The following is a 14,819-nucleotide window of genomic DNA, read 5'->3' on the forward strand; positions in this document are numbered from 1 at the left end:
GGAGTACCGGTAGCGCCGAGCCCTGCTCGGCGGGGCGCATCGGCGCCCGTCGACAAAAACCGCCGCGCCATGCGCGGCGGGCGGCATCAGGTCATGTCGACCAGATTGTCGATCTTGACGTCCGGATCGACGTCGGCGTCGTAGTCCACGCCTTCCACGCCAAAGCCGAACAGGCGCAGGAAATCCGCCTTGTAGCCCGCCAGATCACTGATCTGGTACAGGTTCTCGTTGGTCACCTGCGGCCACAACGCCAGCACCTCGGCCTGGACCTCCGGCACCATTTCCTTGTAGTCCGCACGCAGGCGGCCATCTGCATCGATCAGGGGTACCGTGCGGCCATCGGCGTCGATCAGTTCGCGGCGCAGACGATCCACTGCCGTGCCCTCGTCCTTGCCGCCGTACAGGATGTCGTACAGCACATCCAGCTGCTCGATGCAGCCTTCGTGCGTGCCTTTTTCTTTCATCACCTTGAACAGCAGCGAGAGGTACAGCGGCATGGTCGGGATGGCCGAGCTGGCCTGGGTGACCACTGCCTTCAGCACCGATACGCGCGCGTCGCCGCCGATCTTCGCCAGCTTCTCGCGCAGGCCCAGCACCTTCAGGTCCAGGTCTTTCTTGGCCGCGCCGATGCTGCCGTTCCAGTAAATGGCCTGGGTGATCTCTTCGCCGACGTAGGTGAACGCGGTGGTGGTGCAGCCGTTGGCGAGCACGCCGGCATCGGCCAGCGCATCGATCCACATCTGCCAGTCTTCGCCGCCCATCACGGCCACGGTGCCGGCGATCTCTTCGTCGGTCGCCGGTTCCAGGCGCGTCTCGGTCAGCTTTTCCTTGTCGGTATCCAGCCCACGCAAGGTGATCGGCGCGCCGATCGGCTTCAGCGTGGAATTGATCACTTCGCCGGTCTTGGGGTGTCGGCGGCGCGGCGAGGCCAGGCTGTAGACCACCTGGTCGACTTCACCGAGGTCGGCCTTGATCGTCGCGATGACCTGCGCCTTGACCTCGTCGGAAAACGCATCGCCGTTGATGCTCTTGGCATACAGCCCGGCCTGGTCTGCGTATTTGTGGAACGCGGCCGAGTTGTACCAGCCGGCACTGCCCGGCTTGGTTTCGCTGCCGGGCTTTTCAAAGAAGACGCCCAGGGTGGCGGCGTCGCTGCCGAAGGCGGCGGTGATGCGCGCAGCCAGGCCATAGCCGGTGGAGGCGCCGATCACCAGCACGCGCTTGGGACCGTTGACGATCCTGGGCTTGCTGCTGATGTAGTCGATCTGCTGCTTGACCGCCGCATCGCAGCCGGTGGGATGGGTGGTGACGCAGATGAAGCCGCGGATGCGCGGTTTGATGACCATGGATACCTCGGTGTGGGACAGGCGCAACGCGGAGGCGCGCATACGCTTAACGCTGGAATCGTAGTGTGCGGGGGGATTATGCACAACCGACGGCGGCGTATGCAGGCGCCTGCGCTGAGGAGGCCGGAGGGTCCGCGCGGGACACGCCGCAAGTACGTCCCTGTAGGCTACCGTTCGGCTCCTGCCTCACAGTGTCCCGCACGGACCCTCCGACCTCCTCCGGATGGTTTCCTGCTCGCCGCGGTGTGTGCGGGTGGGGAGGCGCAAAGCAAAAAAAAAGAGCCGCACTTTCGTGCGGCTCTCTTGTTCAACTGCTGCGGGGACGGTTACGGGCGGCGGGCGAGCGCTTCCACGTCCTTGGTCTTGGGCAGCAGGTCCTGCTTGGTCACCGCGAGGACGCCCATGGTCAGCAGCGGGCAGGCGATGAAGATCGAGGACAGCGTGCCGATCACCGCGCCGATCATCTGGCTCAGGGCCAGTCCTTCCAGCGAACCGCCGCCGTAGATGTACAGCGCCAGCACGGACAGGAAGAACACCAGCGAGGTGATGATGGTGCGCGACAGGGTCTGGTTGATCGAACGGTTCATCACTTCCAGCGGCTCGACGCGCAGGCTGCGGAAGTTTTCACGTACGCGGTCGAAGACCACGATGGTGTCGTTGATCGAGAAGCCCATCACCGACAACAGGCCGGCCAGTACGGTCAGGTCGAACTCGCGGCCGCTCAGGGAGAAGTACCCCGCCACCACCAGCACGTCGAACAGCGTCGTGATGATGGCGACCACGGCGAACTTCCACTCGAAGCGGAAACCGATGTAGATCAGGAAGCCGACCAGCACGAACAGGGCCGCGTACAGGCCGTTCAGGGCCAGCTCCTTGCCGACCTGCGGACCGACGAACTCCGAGGACAGCACGGTCGCCGCGTTGCCTTCCAGCGACACGGCGGTACGTACGGCTTCCGCGGTGCGGTTGTTGGCATCGCCGGCGCTTTCGCCTTCTGCCTGTGCCTGCGGCTGCAGGCGGATCAGCAGGTTGCTGCCGCTGCCGAAGCTCTGCACCTGGGCACCGCCGTACCCGGCGGTCTCCAGGTGTTCGCGAACGGCATCGACGTCGGCCGGGCGGTCAAAACGTACTTCCACCACGGTGCCACCGGTGAAATCCAGTGCGTAGTTGAAGCCTTTGCCGATGATGCTGCCCAAGGCCACGATGAACACCAGCGCGGCAATGCCGATGGCGATCCAGCGGGTGCGCATGAAATCGAACTTTGTATCGTTCGGGATCAGGTGGAGCGGAAACAATTTCATGGTATCGATCCTTTTCCCGTCAGATGGCCAGGGACTTGAGCTTCTTGCGGCGGCCATACAGCAGCACGGCAAGGGCACGGGAAACGGTGATCGCGGTGAACATCGAGGCGATGATGCCCACGATCATGGTCACGGCGAACCCCTTCAGCGGACCGGTACCGAACGCATACAGCGCCACGCCCGCGAGGATGCCGGTCAGGTTGGCGTCGAGGATGGTGCCCGATGCCTTTTCATAACCGGCCACGATGGCGGCCTTGGCCGGCATCCCGGCACGCAGCTCTTCACGTATGCGCTCGTTGATCAGCACGTTGGCATCCACCGACAGGCCGATCGACAGGGCCAGGCCGGCAAAGCCAGGCAGGGTCATGGTGGCCCCGAACAGCGACATCACCGCGACCACGATCAGCAGGTTGAACAGCATCGCCACCGAGGTGATGACGCCGAACATGCGGTAATACACGGTGAAGAACACCAGCGTGAACAGGAAGGCGAAGCCCACTGCGGTCACACCGCGCTGCACGTTCTCCGCACCCAGGCTCGGGCCGACGATCTTCTCTTCGACGAAGTCCATCGGCGCAGCCAGCGAGCCGGACTTCAGCATCTTGGCCAGGTCTTCGGACTCACGCTTCTCCAGGCCGGTGGTCTGGAAGTTCTTGCCGAACACACCGTTGATGTTGGCCACCGAGATGACCTCTTCCTTGACCCGGAAGCTGCGCACTTCCTTGCCGTCCACGGTCTCGACGCTGGGGATGCGCTCGGTGTAGACCACGGCCATCGGCTTGTTCACGTTGGCGCTGGTGAAGTCGAACATGCGCTGCCCGCCGACATTGTTCAGCGTCACGCTGACCGCCGCCGCACCGTTCTGGTCGGTGGTGGCCTGCGCGGCGACCATCTGGTCACCGGTGACGATCACGCGCTTGGACAGCAGCTCCGGGCGGCCATCGCGGCGGTGGTACACCTTCGCTTCCGGCGGAATGCGGCCGGTATCGATGGCGTCCTGTGCGTTGCCTTCCACCACGGCGCGGTATTCCAGCGTCGCGGTGGCACCGATCATGCGCTTGGCTTCGGCCGTATCCTGCACGCCCGGCAGCTGCACGACCACGCGGTCGGCACCCTGGCGCTGGATGATCGGCTCGGCTACGCCCAGCTGGTTGACGCGGTTGCGCAGGGTGTTGACGTTCTGCTCGATGGCGCCGTTGGCGATCGCGGTCAACTCGGCGTCGGGCATGCTCACCGTGACCCGGTTGCCGGTGACTTCATAGCCCAGCGTCGGCTGCGACTTGAACAACGCATCGCGCGCACGCAGGCCGGCGCCCTCGCCCGCTGACGGGCTGAGGTTGGCCACGATGGTGTTGTCACCACGGCGCTCGACGGACTGGTACGGGATACGCGCATCACGCAGGCTGGTGCGAACGTCTTCAGTGTAGGAATCCAGGCGCTTGTCCAGCGCGGCCTTCTGATCGACCTGCAGCACGAAGTGCACGCCGCCCTGCAGATCCAGGCCCAGCGTCATCGGGCGTGCGCCCAGGTTGGACAACCAGTCCGGCACGGTGGACGCCAGGTTCAGCGCGACCACGTAGTCCTCGCCGACGCTCTGCTTGAGCACGTCGTTGGCGGCGGTCTGGGCCTGGATGTCCGGCAGGCGGACGATCAGGTTTTCACCTTCCACTTCCGCCGCCATCGGCGTGACACCGGCTGCCTTCAGGTCAGCCAGCACGCGATCTCGCAACGCGCTGTCGACCAGTCCGCCACGGTTGGCCGTGATCTGGACGGCCGGGTCTTTCTGGTAGATGTTGGGCATCGCGTACAGCGCACTGATCGCCAGGACGATCAGGATGACGACGTACTTCCAGCGTGGAAATTCGAGCATTGCTAGGGTCCCGCGCGGCGCCATCCCCGGCGCCGCGGTTGTACTTCGAAAAGGGAGTGGCTCAGACGGCCGACTTCAGGGTGCCGGCCGGCAGCACGTTGCCGACGGCGCCCTTCTGCACGCGGATGCGCACGTTGTCGGCCACTTCCAGGGTGACGAAGTTGTCGCCGATGTCGGTGACCACACCGGCAATGCCGCCATTGGTCAGCACTTCGTCGCCGCGCTTGATCTTCTCCAGCATGGCCTTGTGCTCCTTCTGCCGCTTCATCTGCGGGCGGATCATCAGGAAGTACATGATGGCGATCAGGATGACCGGGAACAGCAGGGTGGTCATGGTGAAACCCTGCGGTTGGCCGCCGGCGGCCTGTGCGTGGGCGGCGGGAATCAGGAAAGCAAGCAGGTTCATCAAGAAGTCCTTTGGTTGGGCGGCACTCCGCTCCCTCGGGGAACCGGGCGCGACCGCAGATCGGTGTCAGCCGTGAAGTATGCCACGGGCCCAGGGATTCGTCCTTGGGCCCTTCGGCAGGGGTGTCGCCGCTTACAGCGGTGGTGCGGTGGCGCCCCGGGCCGCGTAGAAAGACCCGCGGAATGCGTCGAAGGTTCCCGACGCGATGGCCGCGCGCATGTCCGCCATCAGCTTTTCGTAATAGAAGAGGTTGTGGATGGTCCCCAGCATCGGCGCCAGCATCTCGTTGCAGCGGTCCAGGTGGCGCAGGTACGAACGCGTGTAGCCCCCGCTGCAGGCAAAACAGCCGCAGCCCGGCTCGATCGGGTCCATGTCGCGCTCATAGCGCGCATTGCGGATGCGGACCGTGCCGGTGGAGGTGAAATAGTGGCCGTTGCGGGCGTTGCGGGTGGGCATCACGCAATCGAACATGTCCACGCCACGGGCCACGCCTTCCACCAGATCCTCCGGTCGACCCACGCCCATCAGGTAGCGCGGGCGGTCCGCCGGCAGCGCCGGGTGCAGGTGGTCCAGCATGGCATTGCGTTCATGTTCCGGTTCACCCACGGCAAGTCCGCCAATGGCGTACCCGTCGAAACCGATCTGCTGCAGGGCCTCGGACGAGCGGCTGCGCAGGCCGGTATGCACCCCGCCCTGGACGATGCCGAACAGCGCCGCGTCGTTTTCCAGCGCGTCGTGTGCGTCACGGCTGCGCTGTGCCCAGCGCAGGCTCAGCTCCATCGAACGCCGGGCGACATCCTCGGTCGCGGGATACGGGGTGCACTCGTCGAAGATCATCACGATGTCCGAATCGAGCACCTTCTGGATCTTCATGCTCTCTTCGGGGCCCAGGAACACCCGCGCGCCGTCGGTCGGCGAAGAGAAGGTCACGCCCTGCTCGGTGATCTTGCGGCGGTGGGCCAGCGAAAACACCTGGAAACCACCGGAATCGGTGAGGATCGGGCCATCCCAGCGCGCGAAGCCGTGCAGGCCGCCGTGGTCGGCGATGACGTCCAGGCCCGGGCGCAGGTACAGGTGGAAGGTGTTGCCGAGGATGATTTCCGCGCCCAGCGCACGCACCTGGTCAGGAAAGATCCCCTTCACCGACCCATAGGTGCCGACCGGCATGAAGGCGGGCGTTTCCACCGTACCGCGCGGGAACGTGAGGCGGCCGCGGCGGGCACGGCCATCCGTGGTCTGGAGCTGGAACTGCAGTCGGGACATGATGCGGGTGCTTGGACAGATAGCTGTCCATTATCCCGCACTTTCCGGTTGACCGCGAAAAGCATGGCGCGTCGGATTTCTGGGAGGGGCGCGGGCGGGGCAGGCCGCACGGGACACGCCGCAAGTACGTCCCTGTAGGCTGCATCGCCGCATCCATGCGGCTCAGCGTCCCGTGCAACCTGCCCCACCCCCGCCCTGCATGGATCCCCGCCCGGCCGCGGCAACGGCCGGCCGCAAGCCGGCTGCGTCTCATCCCCTACCCACCGCACGGGCGCTCTTCGCCTGCCGCATCCAGCCCTCTGTCCGGCGAGCCGGGGACAGGCCCCACGGGACCGTTGGAGCCCCGGACGGGCGGAAACGAGCCTCCATGGATGGATTCACGGCGTGTCCCGTGGGGCCTGTTCCCGGCTCGCAGCGCGGCGACACAGAAACGCGCAGACCCACAGGAACCCGATCAGCCCTGCGGGAACAACAACATCGCGTCGCCGTAGCTGAAAAACCGGTAGCGCTGCGCGATCGCATGCCGGTAGGCCTCGAACACCCGCTCTTTGCCGGCGAACGCGGAAATCATCATCAACAGCGTGCTTTCCGGCAGATGGAAGTTGGTCACCATCGCATCCACGCTGCGGATCCGGTAACCGGGGGTGATGAAGATCTGCGTCTCCCCCGCAAACGGCAGCAGTTCGCCGTCGCGCATCGCGCTTTCCAGTGCACGCACCACCGTCGTGCCGACGCCGATCACCCGTCCACCGGCCTCGCGCGTGCGCCGCACCTGCTGTACCAGCTCCGCGCCCACGTTCAGCCACTCGCGGTGCATCACATGATCCTTCAGGTCATCCACCCGCACCGGCTGGAACGTGCCTGCGCCAACGTGCAGCGTCACATGACCGAATTCCACACCCTTGGCCCGCAGGGCATCCAGCAGCGCATCATCGAAATGCAGCCCGGCCGTCGGCGCCGCCACCGCCCCTACTTCGCGGGCGAACACCGTCTGGTAGCGCTCGCGATCGTCCAGTCCCGGCTCGCGCTGGATATACGGCGGCAGCGGCAGGCGACCGGCATGCAGCAGCCATTGCTCCAGCGCCTCGGGCACGTGGAACTGCAGCACGTAGAACTCGCCATCGCGCCCCAGTACCTCCACCTCGCCGCCAGCATCCAGGGCAATCCGGCTTCCCGGCTTCGGCGTCTTGCTGGCCCCGACCTGCGCCCGGGCCTGTTGTGCGCCCAACAGCCGTTCGATGAGGATCTCCACCCGCCCACCGGTGGCCTTCTGGCCGAACAGCCGCGCCGGGATCACCCGCGTATCGTTGAATACCAACAGGTCGCCCGCGCGCAGCAGCCCCGGCAGGTCATGCACATGTGCATCGGACAGCGCGCCCGGCACGGGCGGCACCAGCAACAGACGACTGGCGGAGCGCTCGGCCAGCGGCGCCTGGGCAATCAGTTCAGCAGGAAGTTCATAGTGGAAATCAGACTTCTTCAAGGGAACACGCGGCAACAGGTCGGCAATGGCGCGCATTGTACGACCGGCCGCCGCCAGACCGCGATGCAGGAGCCCAACGGCCGCGAAAATGCTGCCATGCAGCAGCGAACGCACGGGGTTATCGCGCAAAAAGGCGCGTGCTAGCATCGAATCAGAAGTCCGAATGCACGAGCCATCATCCAACGCGCGCGCTTGCCGCGCGTTGTGCTTTTCCGGGGCCGTGCGACCTATCGTTTCAGGAGACCTGCAATGAGCTTCATCGAACGCCTCGCCCCCCTTCGCGCCCAGCCCGGCACCCGCCTGACCACCGGCCTGGATGACGCCACGCTGGAGCAGCTGGCCGCGAGCCACCCGTCGCTGGTGGCTGCAATGGACGCCGCTGCTGCGGAATTTTCCCGGGTAAAGGCGGAGCTGGGCGAGCTGCTGGCGCTGGACGAACAGGCGCAGATCGACGCCATGCAGGACGGCTTCATCAACTTCTATGCCGATGACGCAGTCACCCCGTACGTGGCGCTGACTGCGCGCGGGCCGTGGGTGGTCACCTTGAAGGGCGCGGTGCTGTACGACGCGGGCGGCTACGGCATGCTCGGTTTCGGCCACACCCCGGACGCCGTAATCGACGCCATGGCCCAGCCCCAGGTGATGGCCAACATCATGACCCCCAGCCTGTCGCAACAGCGCTTTGTCCGCGCGTTGCGTGCAGAGATCGGCCACCGTCGCGGCGGCTGCCCGTTCACCCGTTTCATGTGTCTCAATTCCGGCTCGGAAGCGGTCGGCCTTGCCGCGCGCATCGCCGATGTGAACAGCAAGCTGCAGACCGACCCGGGTGCTCCGCATGCGGGCGCGACGGTGAAGCGCCTGGTGATCAAGGGCAGCTTCCACGGCCGTACCGACCGCCCTGCCCTGTACTCCGATTCCAGCCGCCGTACGTACCAGCAGTACCTGGCGAGCTACCGCAGCGAAGACTCGGTCATCGCGATCGCACCGTATGACGAGGCCGCCCTGCGCGCCGTGTTCGACGACGCGGGCCGCAACAACTGGTTCATCGAAGCGGTATTCCTGGAACCGGTGATGGGCGAAGGCGATCCGGGCCGTTCGGTGCCACCGGCGTTCTACGCCCTCGCCCGCGAACTGACCCGCGCGCACGGCAGCCTGCTGCTGCTGGACTCGATCCAGGCCGGCCTGCGCGCGCACGGCGTCCTGTCGGTGGTGGATTACCCGGGCTTCGAGGGCCTGGACCCGCCGGACATGGAAACCTATTCCAAGGCCTTGAACGCCGCCCAGTACCCGTTGTCGGTGCTGGCAGTGAATGAACGCGCTGCGCAGCTGTACCGCAAGGGCATCTATGGCAACACGATGACCAGCAACCCGCGGGCACTGGATGTGGCCTGCGCCACGCTGGCCCAGCTGACGCCGGAGGTCCGCCGCAACATCGCCGAGCGCGGAGCGGAAGCGGTGCAGCGGCTGGAACAGCTGAAGGACGAACTGGGCGGCCTGATCACCAAGGTCCAGGGCACCGGCCTGCTGTTTTCCTGCGAGCTGGCCCCACAGTTCAAGTGCTATGGCGCCGGCTCCACCGAAGAGTGGCTGCGCCGTCGCGGCGTCAACGTCATCCACGGCGGCGAGCGCTCGCTCCGCTTCACCCCGCACTTCGGCATGGACAGCAGCGAGTTGCAGCTGCTGGTCGGCATGATCGGCCGCGCCCTGCGCGAAGGCCCGCGCCGCGAAGAAGCCGAAGCCGCCTGAAAATGCGAAAATGGGGACGGAGGGAATTAATTCTGATTAATTCCCTCCGTCCCCATTTTGTCGTTATTTGCAGGAAGTCCCATGAAGTCCATCTGTGTTTACTGCGGGTCCAACGCAGGCAGCAAGCCCATCTACAGCGAGCGTGCCGCCGCGCTGGGTGAACGTATCGCCCGCGACGGGCTGCGCCTGGTCTATGGCGGTGGCAATGTCGGCCTGATGGGCACGGTGGCCAACGCGGTGATGGAGGCCGGCGGTGAAGTCACCGGCGTGATCCCGCAGCAGCTGGCGGACTGGGAAGTCGCCCATCGCGGCCTGACGTCGCTGGAAATCGTTGGCTCGATGCATGAGCGCAAGTCGCGCATGTTCGACCTGTCCGACGCCTTCGTCGCCTTGCCCGGCGGCTTCGGCACCATGGAAGAGATCTTCGAGATGCTGACCTGGCGCCAGCTGGGCATCGGCAGCAAGCCCTGCGCTTTCCTCGATGTCGACGGCTTCTACGCCCCGCTGATCGGCATGATCGACCGCATGGTCGACGAGCGCTTCCTGCACCCCGCCCAGCGCGCCGACCTGTGGTACGGCTCGGACATCGACGAGATGCTGGAATGGATGCGCCACTACGAGCCCGCCCAGGCCTCCAAGTGGATCGACGAGAAGCGCCGCAAGGCACTGGTCCCGTAAACACGAAAAAAGGGGACGGAGGGGATTAAGTCGCATTCGGCCACGCCCTTGGCCGAATGCGACTTAATCCCCTCCGTCCCCTTTTTTGCTTCAGCGCGGGGCGGGGCGGCCGAGAAGGTAGCCTTGGCCGTAGTCGCAGCCCAGGCCGAGCAGTATCTGGCGTTGGCTCTCGGTTTCGATGCCTTCGGCGATCGTGTCGATGCCCAGCGTGCGGGCCAGTGACACCACGCCTTCGACCAGCGCCAGGGTGCTCTTCGCCTCCGGTCCGTTCAGACCGGCGATGAAGCTCTGGTCGATCTTCAGCGTGGTGATCGGGAAACGGTGCAGGTAGGACAGCGCGGAGAATCCCGTGCCGAAGTCGTCCAGCTGTACGAGAATGCCGCGCTCGCGCAGCGCCTGCAGCACGCGCAGGGTGCGCGGGCCGTCATCGAGCAGGGCCACTTCGGTAATTTCAAGCCGCAGGCGGTGCGGGTCGGCGTCGAACGCTTCGATCAGCCCGAACAGCCGTTGACTGAAATCGGCGGAACGGAAATGCCGCGGCGACACGTTGACCGATACATAACCGCTGCCGCCGTGCGCCAGTCCGGCGATCACCTGTTCGTAGATCAGCCAGTCCACCTGTTCGATCAGGCCACTGCCTTCGCTGAGGTCGAGGAAGGCCCCCGGCAACAGCACCCCCCGCGTTTCGTGCTGCCAACGGAGCAGCGCCTCGTAGCCGACGATCTCGCCATCACACAGGCGAACGATCGGCTGGTAGTACGGCATGAAATCGTGGTTGATGATCGCCCGGCGCAGGTCGGATTCCAGGTCCAGGCTGCGCATCGCTTGTTCGCGCATGTCTTCATCGAAGATCGCGCAGCGGTCGTGGCCCTGTGCCTTGGCCCGGTACATCGCCGCGTCGGCATCGCGCAGCAGCTCTTCGCCGCGGTGGTAGCGGCTGTTCCACAGCGCGATGCCCAGGCTGCCCGACGGGAACAATTCGCGCCCTGCCACCCACATCGATTCCTGCAGCGCCAGCAGCATGCGCTGCGAGAACTCGAGTGCCTGCGCAAGCCCCTGCGGACATTGCAGCAGGATGGCGAACTCGTCGCCGCCCAAGCGTGCCACCACGTCATCGGCCCCCAGCATCGAGACGATGCGCCGGGCTACTTCGACCAGCATCTGGTCACCCGCCGCATGCCCGATGCTGTCATTCACCAGCTTGAAGCGGTCCAGGTCCAGGAACAGCACGGCAAACTCGCCGCCCTCGCCCTGCCGTGCGCGTGCAAGCGCGTCCTCCAGTCGATCCAGCAGGTGGATGCGGTTGGGCAGGCCGGTCAGGCCGTCGTGCATGGCCTGGTGGGTCAGCCGTTGCTCGGCGCGCAGCCGTTCGGCGATCTGCCCCAGCAGCTTTTCGTTGACATCAGCCAGCTCGCGCGTGCGCTCCTCCACGCGCTGCTCCAGCCCGGCGTGGGCCAGCCGCAGGCGCTCCTGGTCGCGCTGCCGCGCCAACCCGGCGCCGATGTTCTGCGCCACGAAGGTCAGCAGCCGCTGGTCATTCGGAGTGAATCCTACATCCGCGCTGTAGCTCTGTACGACGATCACGCCCACCACCTCGTCGTCGCGCAGCAGCGGCACACCCAGCCAGCACTGCGAGCGCACTCCGGATTCGCGTATCTGCCCCGCTTCGATCATCGCATCGATAGCCGCGCGCGCGGCGAGCAGTGGCTTGCGCTCACGCACGACGTGTTCGGTCAGTCCCTGGCTGAAAGCGCGCGGCGCCCGCAACGTGGTGTATTCGTCCACCGAGTACACGAACTCCAGTCCGTCACCCGCTTCGTTCACCAGCGCGATGTAGAAATTGCGTGCGTCCAGCAGCGTGCCGACGATGCCGTGCACCTGCGCATGGAACTGCGAGAGGCTCTCGGCTTTCATCGCCAGTTCGGCGATGCCGTACAACGCGGCCTGCAGTTTTTCCGCGCGCCGACGTTCGAACACTTCATCCTGCAGGCTGCGGTTCGCCCGCTGCAGTTCCAGCGTGCGCCGTTCCACCTGCCGCTCCAGCTGCACCTGCGCCTGGCGCCGGTCCATCGCGGTCTGCACGTGCTGGGCCACAAAGCCGAGCAACGCGCGATCCGCATCCCCATAGCGATCATGCTGGTCGTAGCTCTGCACCACGATGGCGCCGCATACCCGACCGTCGCGCAGCATCGGCACGCCCAACCAGTCCAGGCTTTCCGGTCCGCGCCAGTGCTGTGCATCCTGCCCGACGCTGGCGAGCAGCTGCCGCGATGGACCACTCAGCGCCTGCCCGTGTTGCAGCAGCGCGAAGGTCAGGCTGCCGGGCATCTCGCTTTCCGCATAGGTGCGCGATGCATCGGCGACGAAGTCATCGATCTGATCAGCGAAGTACAGAAATCGTATCGTCCTGCGCACATCGTCGTATTCCACGATGAAGCAGTTGTGCGCGTACATCAGGGTGTTCAGCACGCGGTGGACATGGCGCAGCATCTCGGCCATTTCCAGCTCGGCCCCGGACAGGTCCGCGATTTCATACAGCGCCTGCTGCAGCCGCTTGCCGTCTTCCAGCACGTGGATCTGCGCGTCCTGGCGGGCCTGCCGCACCGCCGCCTGCAGCGTTTCGCGGGCGACCGGCCACCAACCCGGCGGAACGCTCTGCGCATCCACCTGCAGGCCCAGTCGTGCACCGGCGTGCTGCCACTGCTGGTGCCGGTCGTCGCAGACGCCGACCCGGGCCCAGTCCGCTGTACTGCAGGGCGCGCCGTCGCAGGGGAACCCCTGCATTCCCTCGCCCAGCAGCGGGTCGTTCCAGTACGCCTGCAGCATCGCGCCCGCCGGCAGCAGCCCGTGCAAGGCCTGCAACACGCCGGCCGTCACCACGGCGTCGCCTGGCGTTTCCATCAATGGCGCAACGATCTGGCTGGACAACATGACGACCCCATGGCGCGGGAATTCCCGACACCTCCCCTTGACGCGGAGCATAGCGCTTTCCACCCCCGGAAATGGAGCCCTGCAACCCCTCTGTTCCCCCTCGTCCGTTAGGGAGGGAGACATGTCCATTCCTCGCCCGTTGCTTGCCGCCCCCGCCTCCGGCACGACCCGCTATGCGTCGTCGCGGGCAGGCCTTACCCTGTGCGCCGTGGACACTGCCGCATTGCCAACCGATGAAGCCTTGATGCTCGCCTGGGCCGGCGGCGACCTGCCCGCGTTCCAGGCCCTGTATGAGCGTCACCGGCGCAAGCTGCATGGCTTCCTGCTGCGCCAACTGCGCGATCCCGGCCTGGCTGAGGAAATGTTCCAGGACGTGTGGCAGCGGGTCATCGCAGCCCGTGCCGGCTGGCAGCCCGACGCCGCCTTCGGCACGTGGCTGTTCCGCATCGCCCATAACCGGCTGAACGACCATTGGCGCGCGTCCCGCCACCGCCCGCCTGCGCCGTACGATGCCGACGCACGGGTGGAGGCCGTGGTGGATGGGCACACGCCAGAAACCGAGCTCAGCGGGTTTGAACAACGCCGGCGCGTGCAGCAGGCGATGGGTGCCTTGCCGCCCGACCAGCGCGAGGTGCTGCTGCTGCGCCTGGAGCAGGAGCTGAGCCTGGAAGAGATCGGCCAGATCACCGGCGTTGGCCGGGAAACCGTGAAGTCGCGGCTGCGTTACGCGATGGACAAATTGCGCGCAGGATTGACCCCATGACCGGCCCCGACCTGAATCGCCACGATCCGCTGACGGCCGAAGAGCGCGAGCTGGCCAAGCTGCTGGGTGGCCGCTTGGACAAGGCGCCGCCGCCTGCGGTGGATGCCGCCGTGCTGGCGGCCGCCCGCGCGGCGGTGCTCGACGAGCGTGGCAGGTATGACGCGGCCCCTTCAGCGCCCTCCGATGCACACACCCCGCGCCTGCAGCACCGTCGCCCTCGCTGGCCTGCCGTGTTCGGCGTTGCCGCTTCGGTGGTGTTCGCCGTCGGCCTAGCCTGGCAGCTGCGTCCCGAGCCGCCGCAGGCCCCCGCCCGCGTCGAGGCGGCCCCCGCGCCTGCCTCTGCAGCGACAGACAGCAGCTCGCCCGCTGCGCGCCCTGCGCAGGCCGACGAAGCGGCCGACGCATCGGCCGTGATGCAGGCTGATGAGCGGCCGGCGGCAGAACCCGCGGCCCCCGCAGAAACGCCACGGCAAGAACGCAGAGCACCCGAGCCCGCCGTGGCACCCGAGCCCGCCCCGGTACCACCGCCTGTCGTTGCAAAACCGGCGCCACGTGAGCGCGTGGTACCGCCCGCGCCTCCGCTTCCCGCGCCTTCCGCTGCGCCTGCGCCTGCACCTGCACCTGCACCTGCACGCGCCGATGCGTACGCCGCAGCGCCGGCTGCCGCGATGGAAGCGGATGCCGCAGAGCCACGCGCAGCCGACGTCGAATCGTCCTCTTCGCGTACCGCACGCAGCCTGCGCGCCGCGCCGGAAAATGCGCAGGCCAACAACCCGCAGGCCTTCGCCCAGCGCAAGCAGGCGGCATCGCTGAGTGCCGAAGCCGTGCAGGACGCCGTGCTGGCCGACGCACAGCTGACACGCCGCCAATGGCTGCAGAAGATCCGCCATCGCCGCGACGCAGGGGACGTCGATGTCGCCCGCGCCAGCCTGGAGCGATATCTGTTCCAGTATCCGGAAACGCGCCTGCCGCGCGACCTGCAGCCGCTGCTGGCCGACTGACGGTCTGACCGCCCACCCGGCCCAGCGTGAG

General features: G+C 66.4%; 11 protein-coding genes. 4 read left to right on the forward strand and 7 right to left on the reverse strand.

Annotated features, from left to right (window positions below):
* Positions 1–86 precede the first annotated feature (86 nt).
* From fabV to queA, 6 genes are all read right to left on the reverse strand, one after another.
* Positions 87–1,346 carry an enoyl-ACP reductase FabV gene (gene fabV, locus IFT58_RS01900; RefSeq protein WP_192093907.1) on the reverse strand — a complete coding sequence of 420 codons (1,260 nt, stop codon included), beginning with the start codon at positions 1,344–1,346 and terminating at the stop codon, positions 87–89.
* 326 nt (positions 1,347–1,672) lie between these two features.
* Positions 1,673–2,647 (reverse strand): protein translocase subunit SecF, encoded by a 975-nt coding sequence (gene secF, locus IFT58_RS01905; protein WP_192080664.1) that lies wholly within the window; start codon positions 2,645–2,647, stop codon positions 1,673–1,675.
* A 19-nt stretch (positions 2,648–2,666) separates the two neighbouring features.
* Positions 2,667–4,517, reverse strand: coding sequence for a protein translocase subunit SecD (gene secD, locus IFT58_RS01910; protein WP_192080663.1), 1,851 nt, complete (start codon positions 4,515–4,517; stop codon positions 2,667–2,669).
* A 61-nt stretch (positions 4,518–4,578) separates the two neighbouring features.
* Positions 4,579–4,923 (reverse strand): preprotein translocase subunit YajC, encoded by a 345-nt coding sequence (yajC, locus tag IFT58_RS01915; RefSeq protein WP_042615071.1) that lies wholly within the window; start codon positions 4,921–4,923, stop codon positions 4,579–4,581.
* A 132-nt stretch (positions 4,924–5,055) separates the two neighbouring features.
* The gene (gene tgt, locus IFT58_RS01920; RefSeq protein ID WP_192093762.1) at positions 5,056–6,186 is read right to left on the reverse strand and encodes a tRNA guanosine(34) transglycosylase Tgt; all 1,131 of its coding nucleotides are present in this window, start codon (positions 6,184–6,186) and stop codon (positions 5,056–5,058) included.
* Positions 6,187–6,640: 454 nt separating this feature from the next.
* Positions 6,641–7,705 (reverse strand): tRNA preQ1(34) S-adenosylmethionine ribosyltransferase-isomerase QueA, encoded by a 1,065-nt coding sequence (gene queA, locus IFT58_RS01925; protein WP_192080661.1) that lies wholly within the window; start codon positions 7,703–7,705, stop codon positions 6,641–6,643.
* Between the two features lie 213 nt (positions 7,706–7,918).
* On the opposite strand from queA, the gene IFT58_RS01930 reads away from it, so the two are divergent.
* Together IFT58_RS01930 and IFT58_RS01935 are read left to right on the forward strand one after the other, a co-directional pair.
* Entirely contained in the window at positions 7,919–9,415 is a 1,497-nt protein-coding gene (locus tag IFT58_RS01930) for an aminotransferase class III-fold pyridoxal phosphate-dependent enzyme (RefSeq protein WP_192093763.1), read from the forward strand.
* A gap of 81 nt (positions 9,416–9,496) precedes the next feature.
* The gene (locus IFT58_RS01935; protein WP_192080659.1) at positions 9,497–10,093 is read left to right on the forward strand and encodes a TIGR00730 family Rossman fold protein; all 597 of its coding nucleotides are present in this window, start codon (positions 9,497–9,499) and stop codon (positions 10,091–10,093) included.
* A 90-nt stretch (positions 10,094–10,183) separates the two neighbouring features.
* Here the strand turns inward: IFT58_RS01935 and IFT58_RS01940 are convergent, their stop codons facing one another.
* On the reverse strand, positions 10,184–13,024 hold the full coding sequence (locus IFT58_RS01940; protein WP_249405561.1) for an EAL domain-containing protein: 2,841 nt from the start codon (positions 13,022–13,024) through the stop codon (positions 10,184–10,186).
* 208 nt (positions 13,025–13,232) lie between these two features.
* Between IFT58_RS01940 and IFT58_RS01945 the strand changes: the two genes are divergently transcribed.
* Together IFT58_RS01945 and IFT58_RS01950 are read left to right on the forward strand one after the other, a co-directional pair.
* The gene (locus tag IFT58_RS01945) at positions 13,233–13,787 is read left to right on the forward strand and encodes an RNA polymerase sigma factor (protein ID WP_342029529.1); all 555 of its coding nucleotides are present in this window, start codon (positions 13,233–13,235) and stop codon (positions 13,785–13,787) included.
* Positions 13,784–14,788, forward strand: coding sequence for a hypothetical protein (locus tag IFT58_RS01950; protein ID WP_342029520.1), 1,005 nt, complete (start codon positions 13,784–13,786; stop codon positions 14,786–14,788). Before IFT58_RS01945 ends, IFT58_RS01950 begins: the two co-directional genes overlap by 4 nt.
* Positions 14,789–14,819: the final 31 nt, after the last annotated feature.

Origin of the sequence: Stenotrophomonas sp. CFBP 13718 (genome assembly GCF_014842145.1) — a bacterium.
GTDB lineage: Bacteria > Pseudomonadota > Gammaproteobacteria > Xanthomonadales > Xanthomonadaceae > Stenotrophomonas.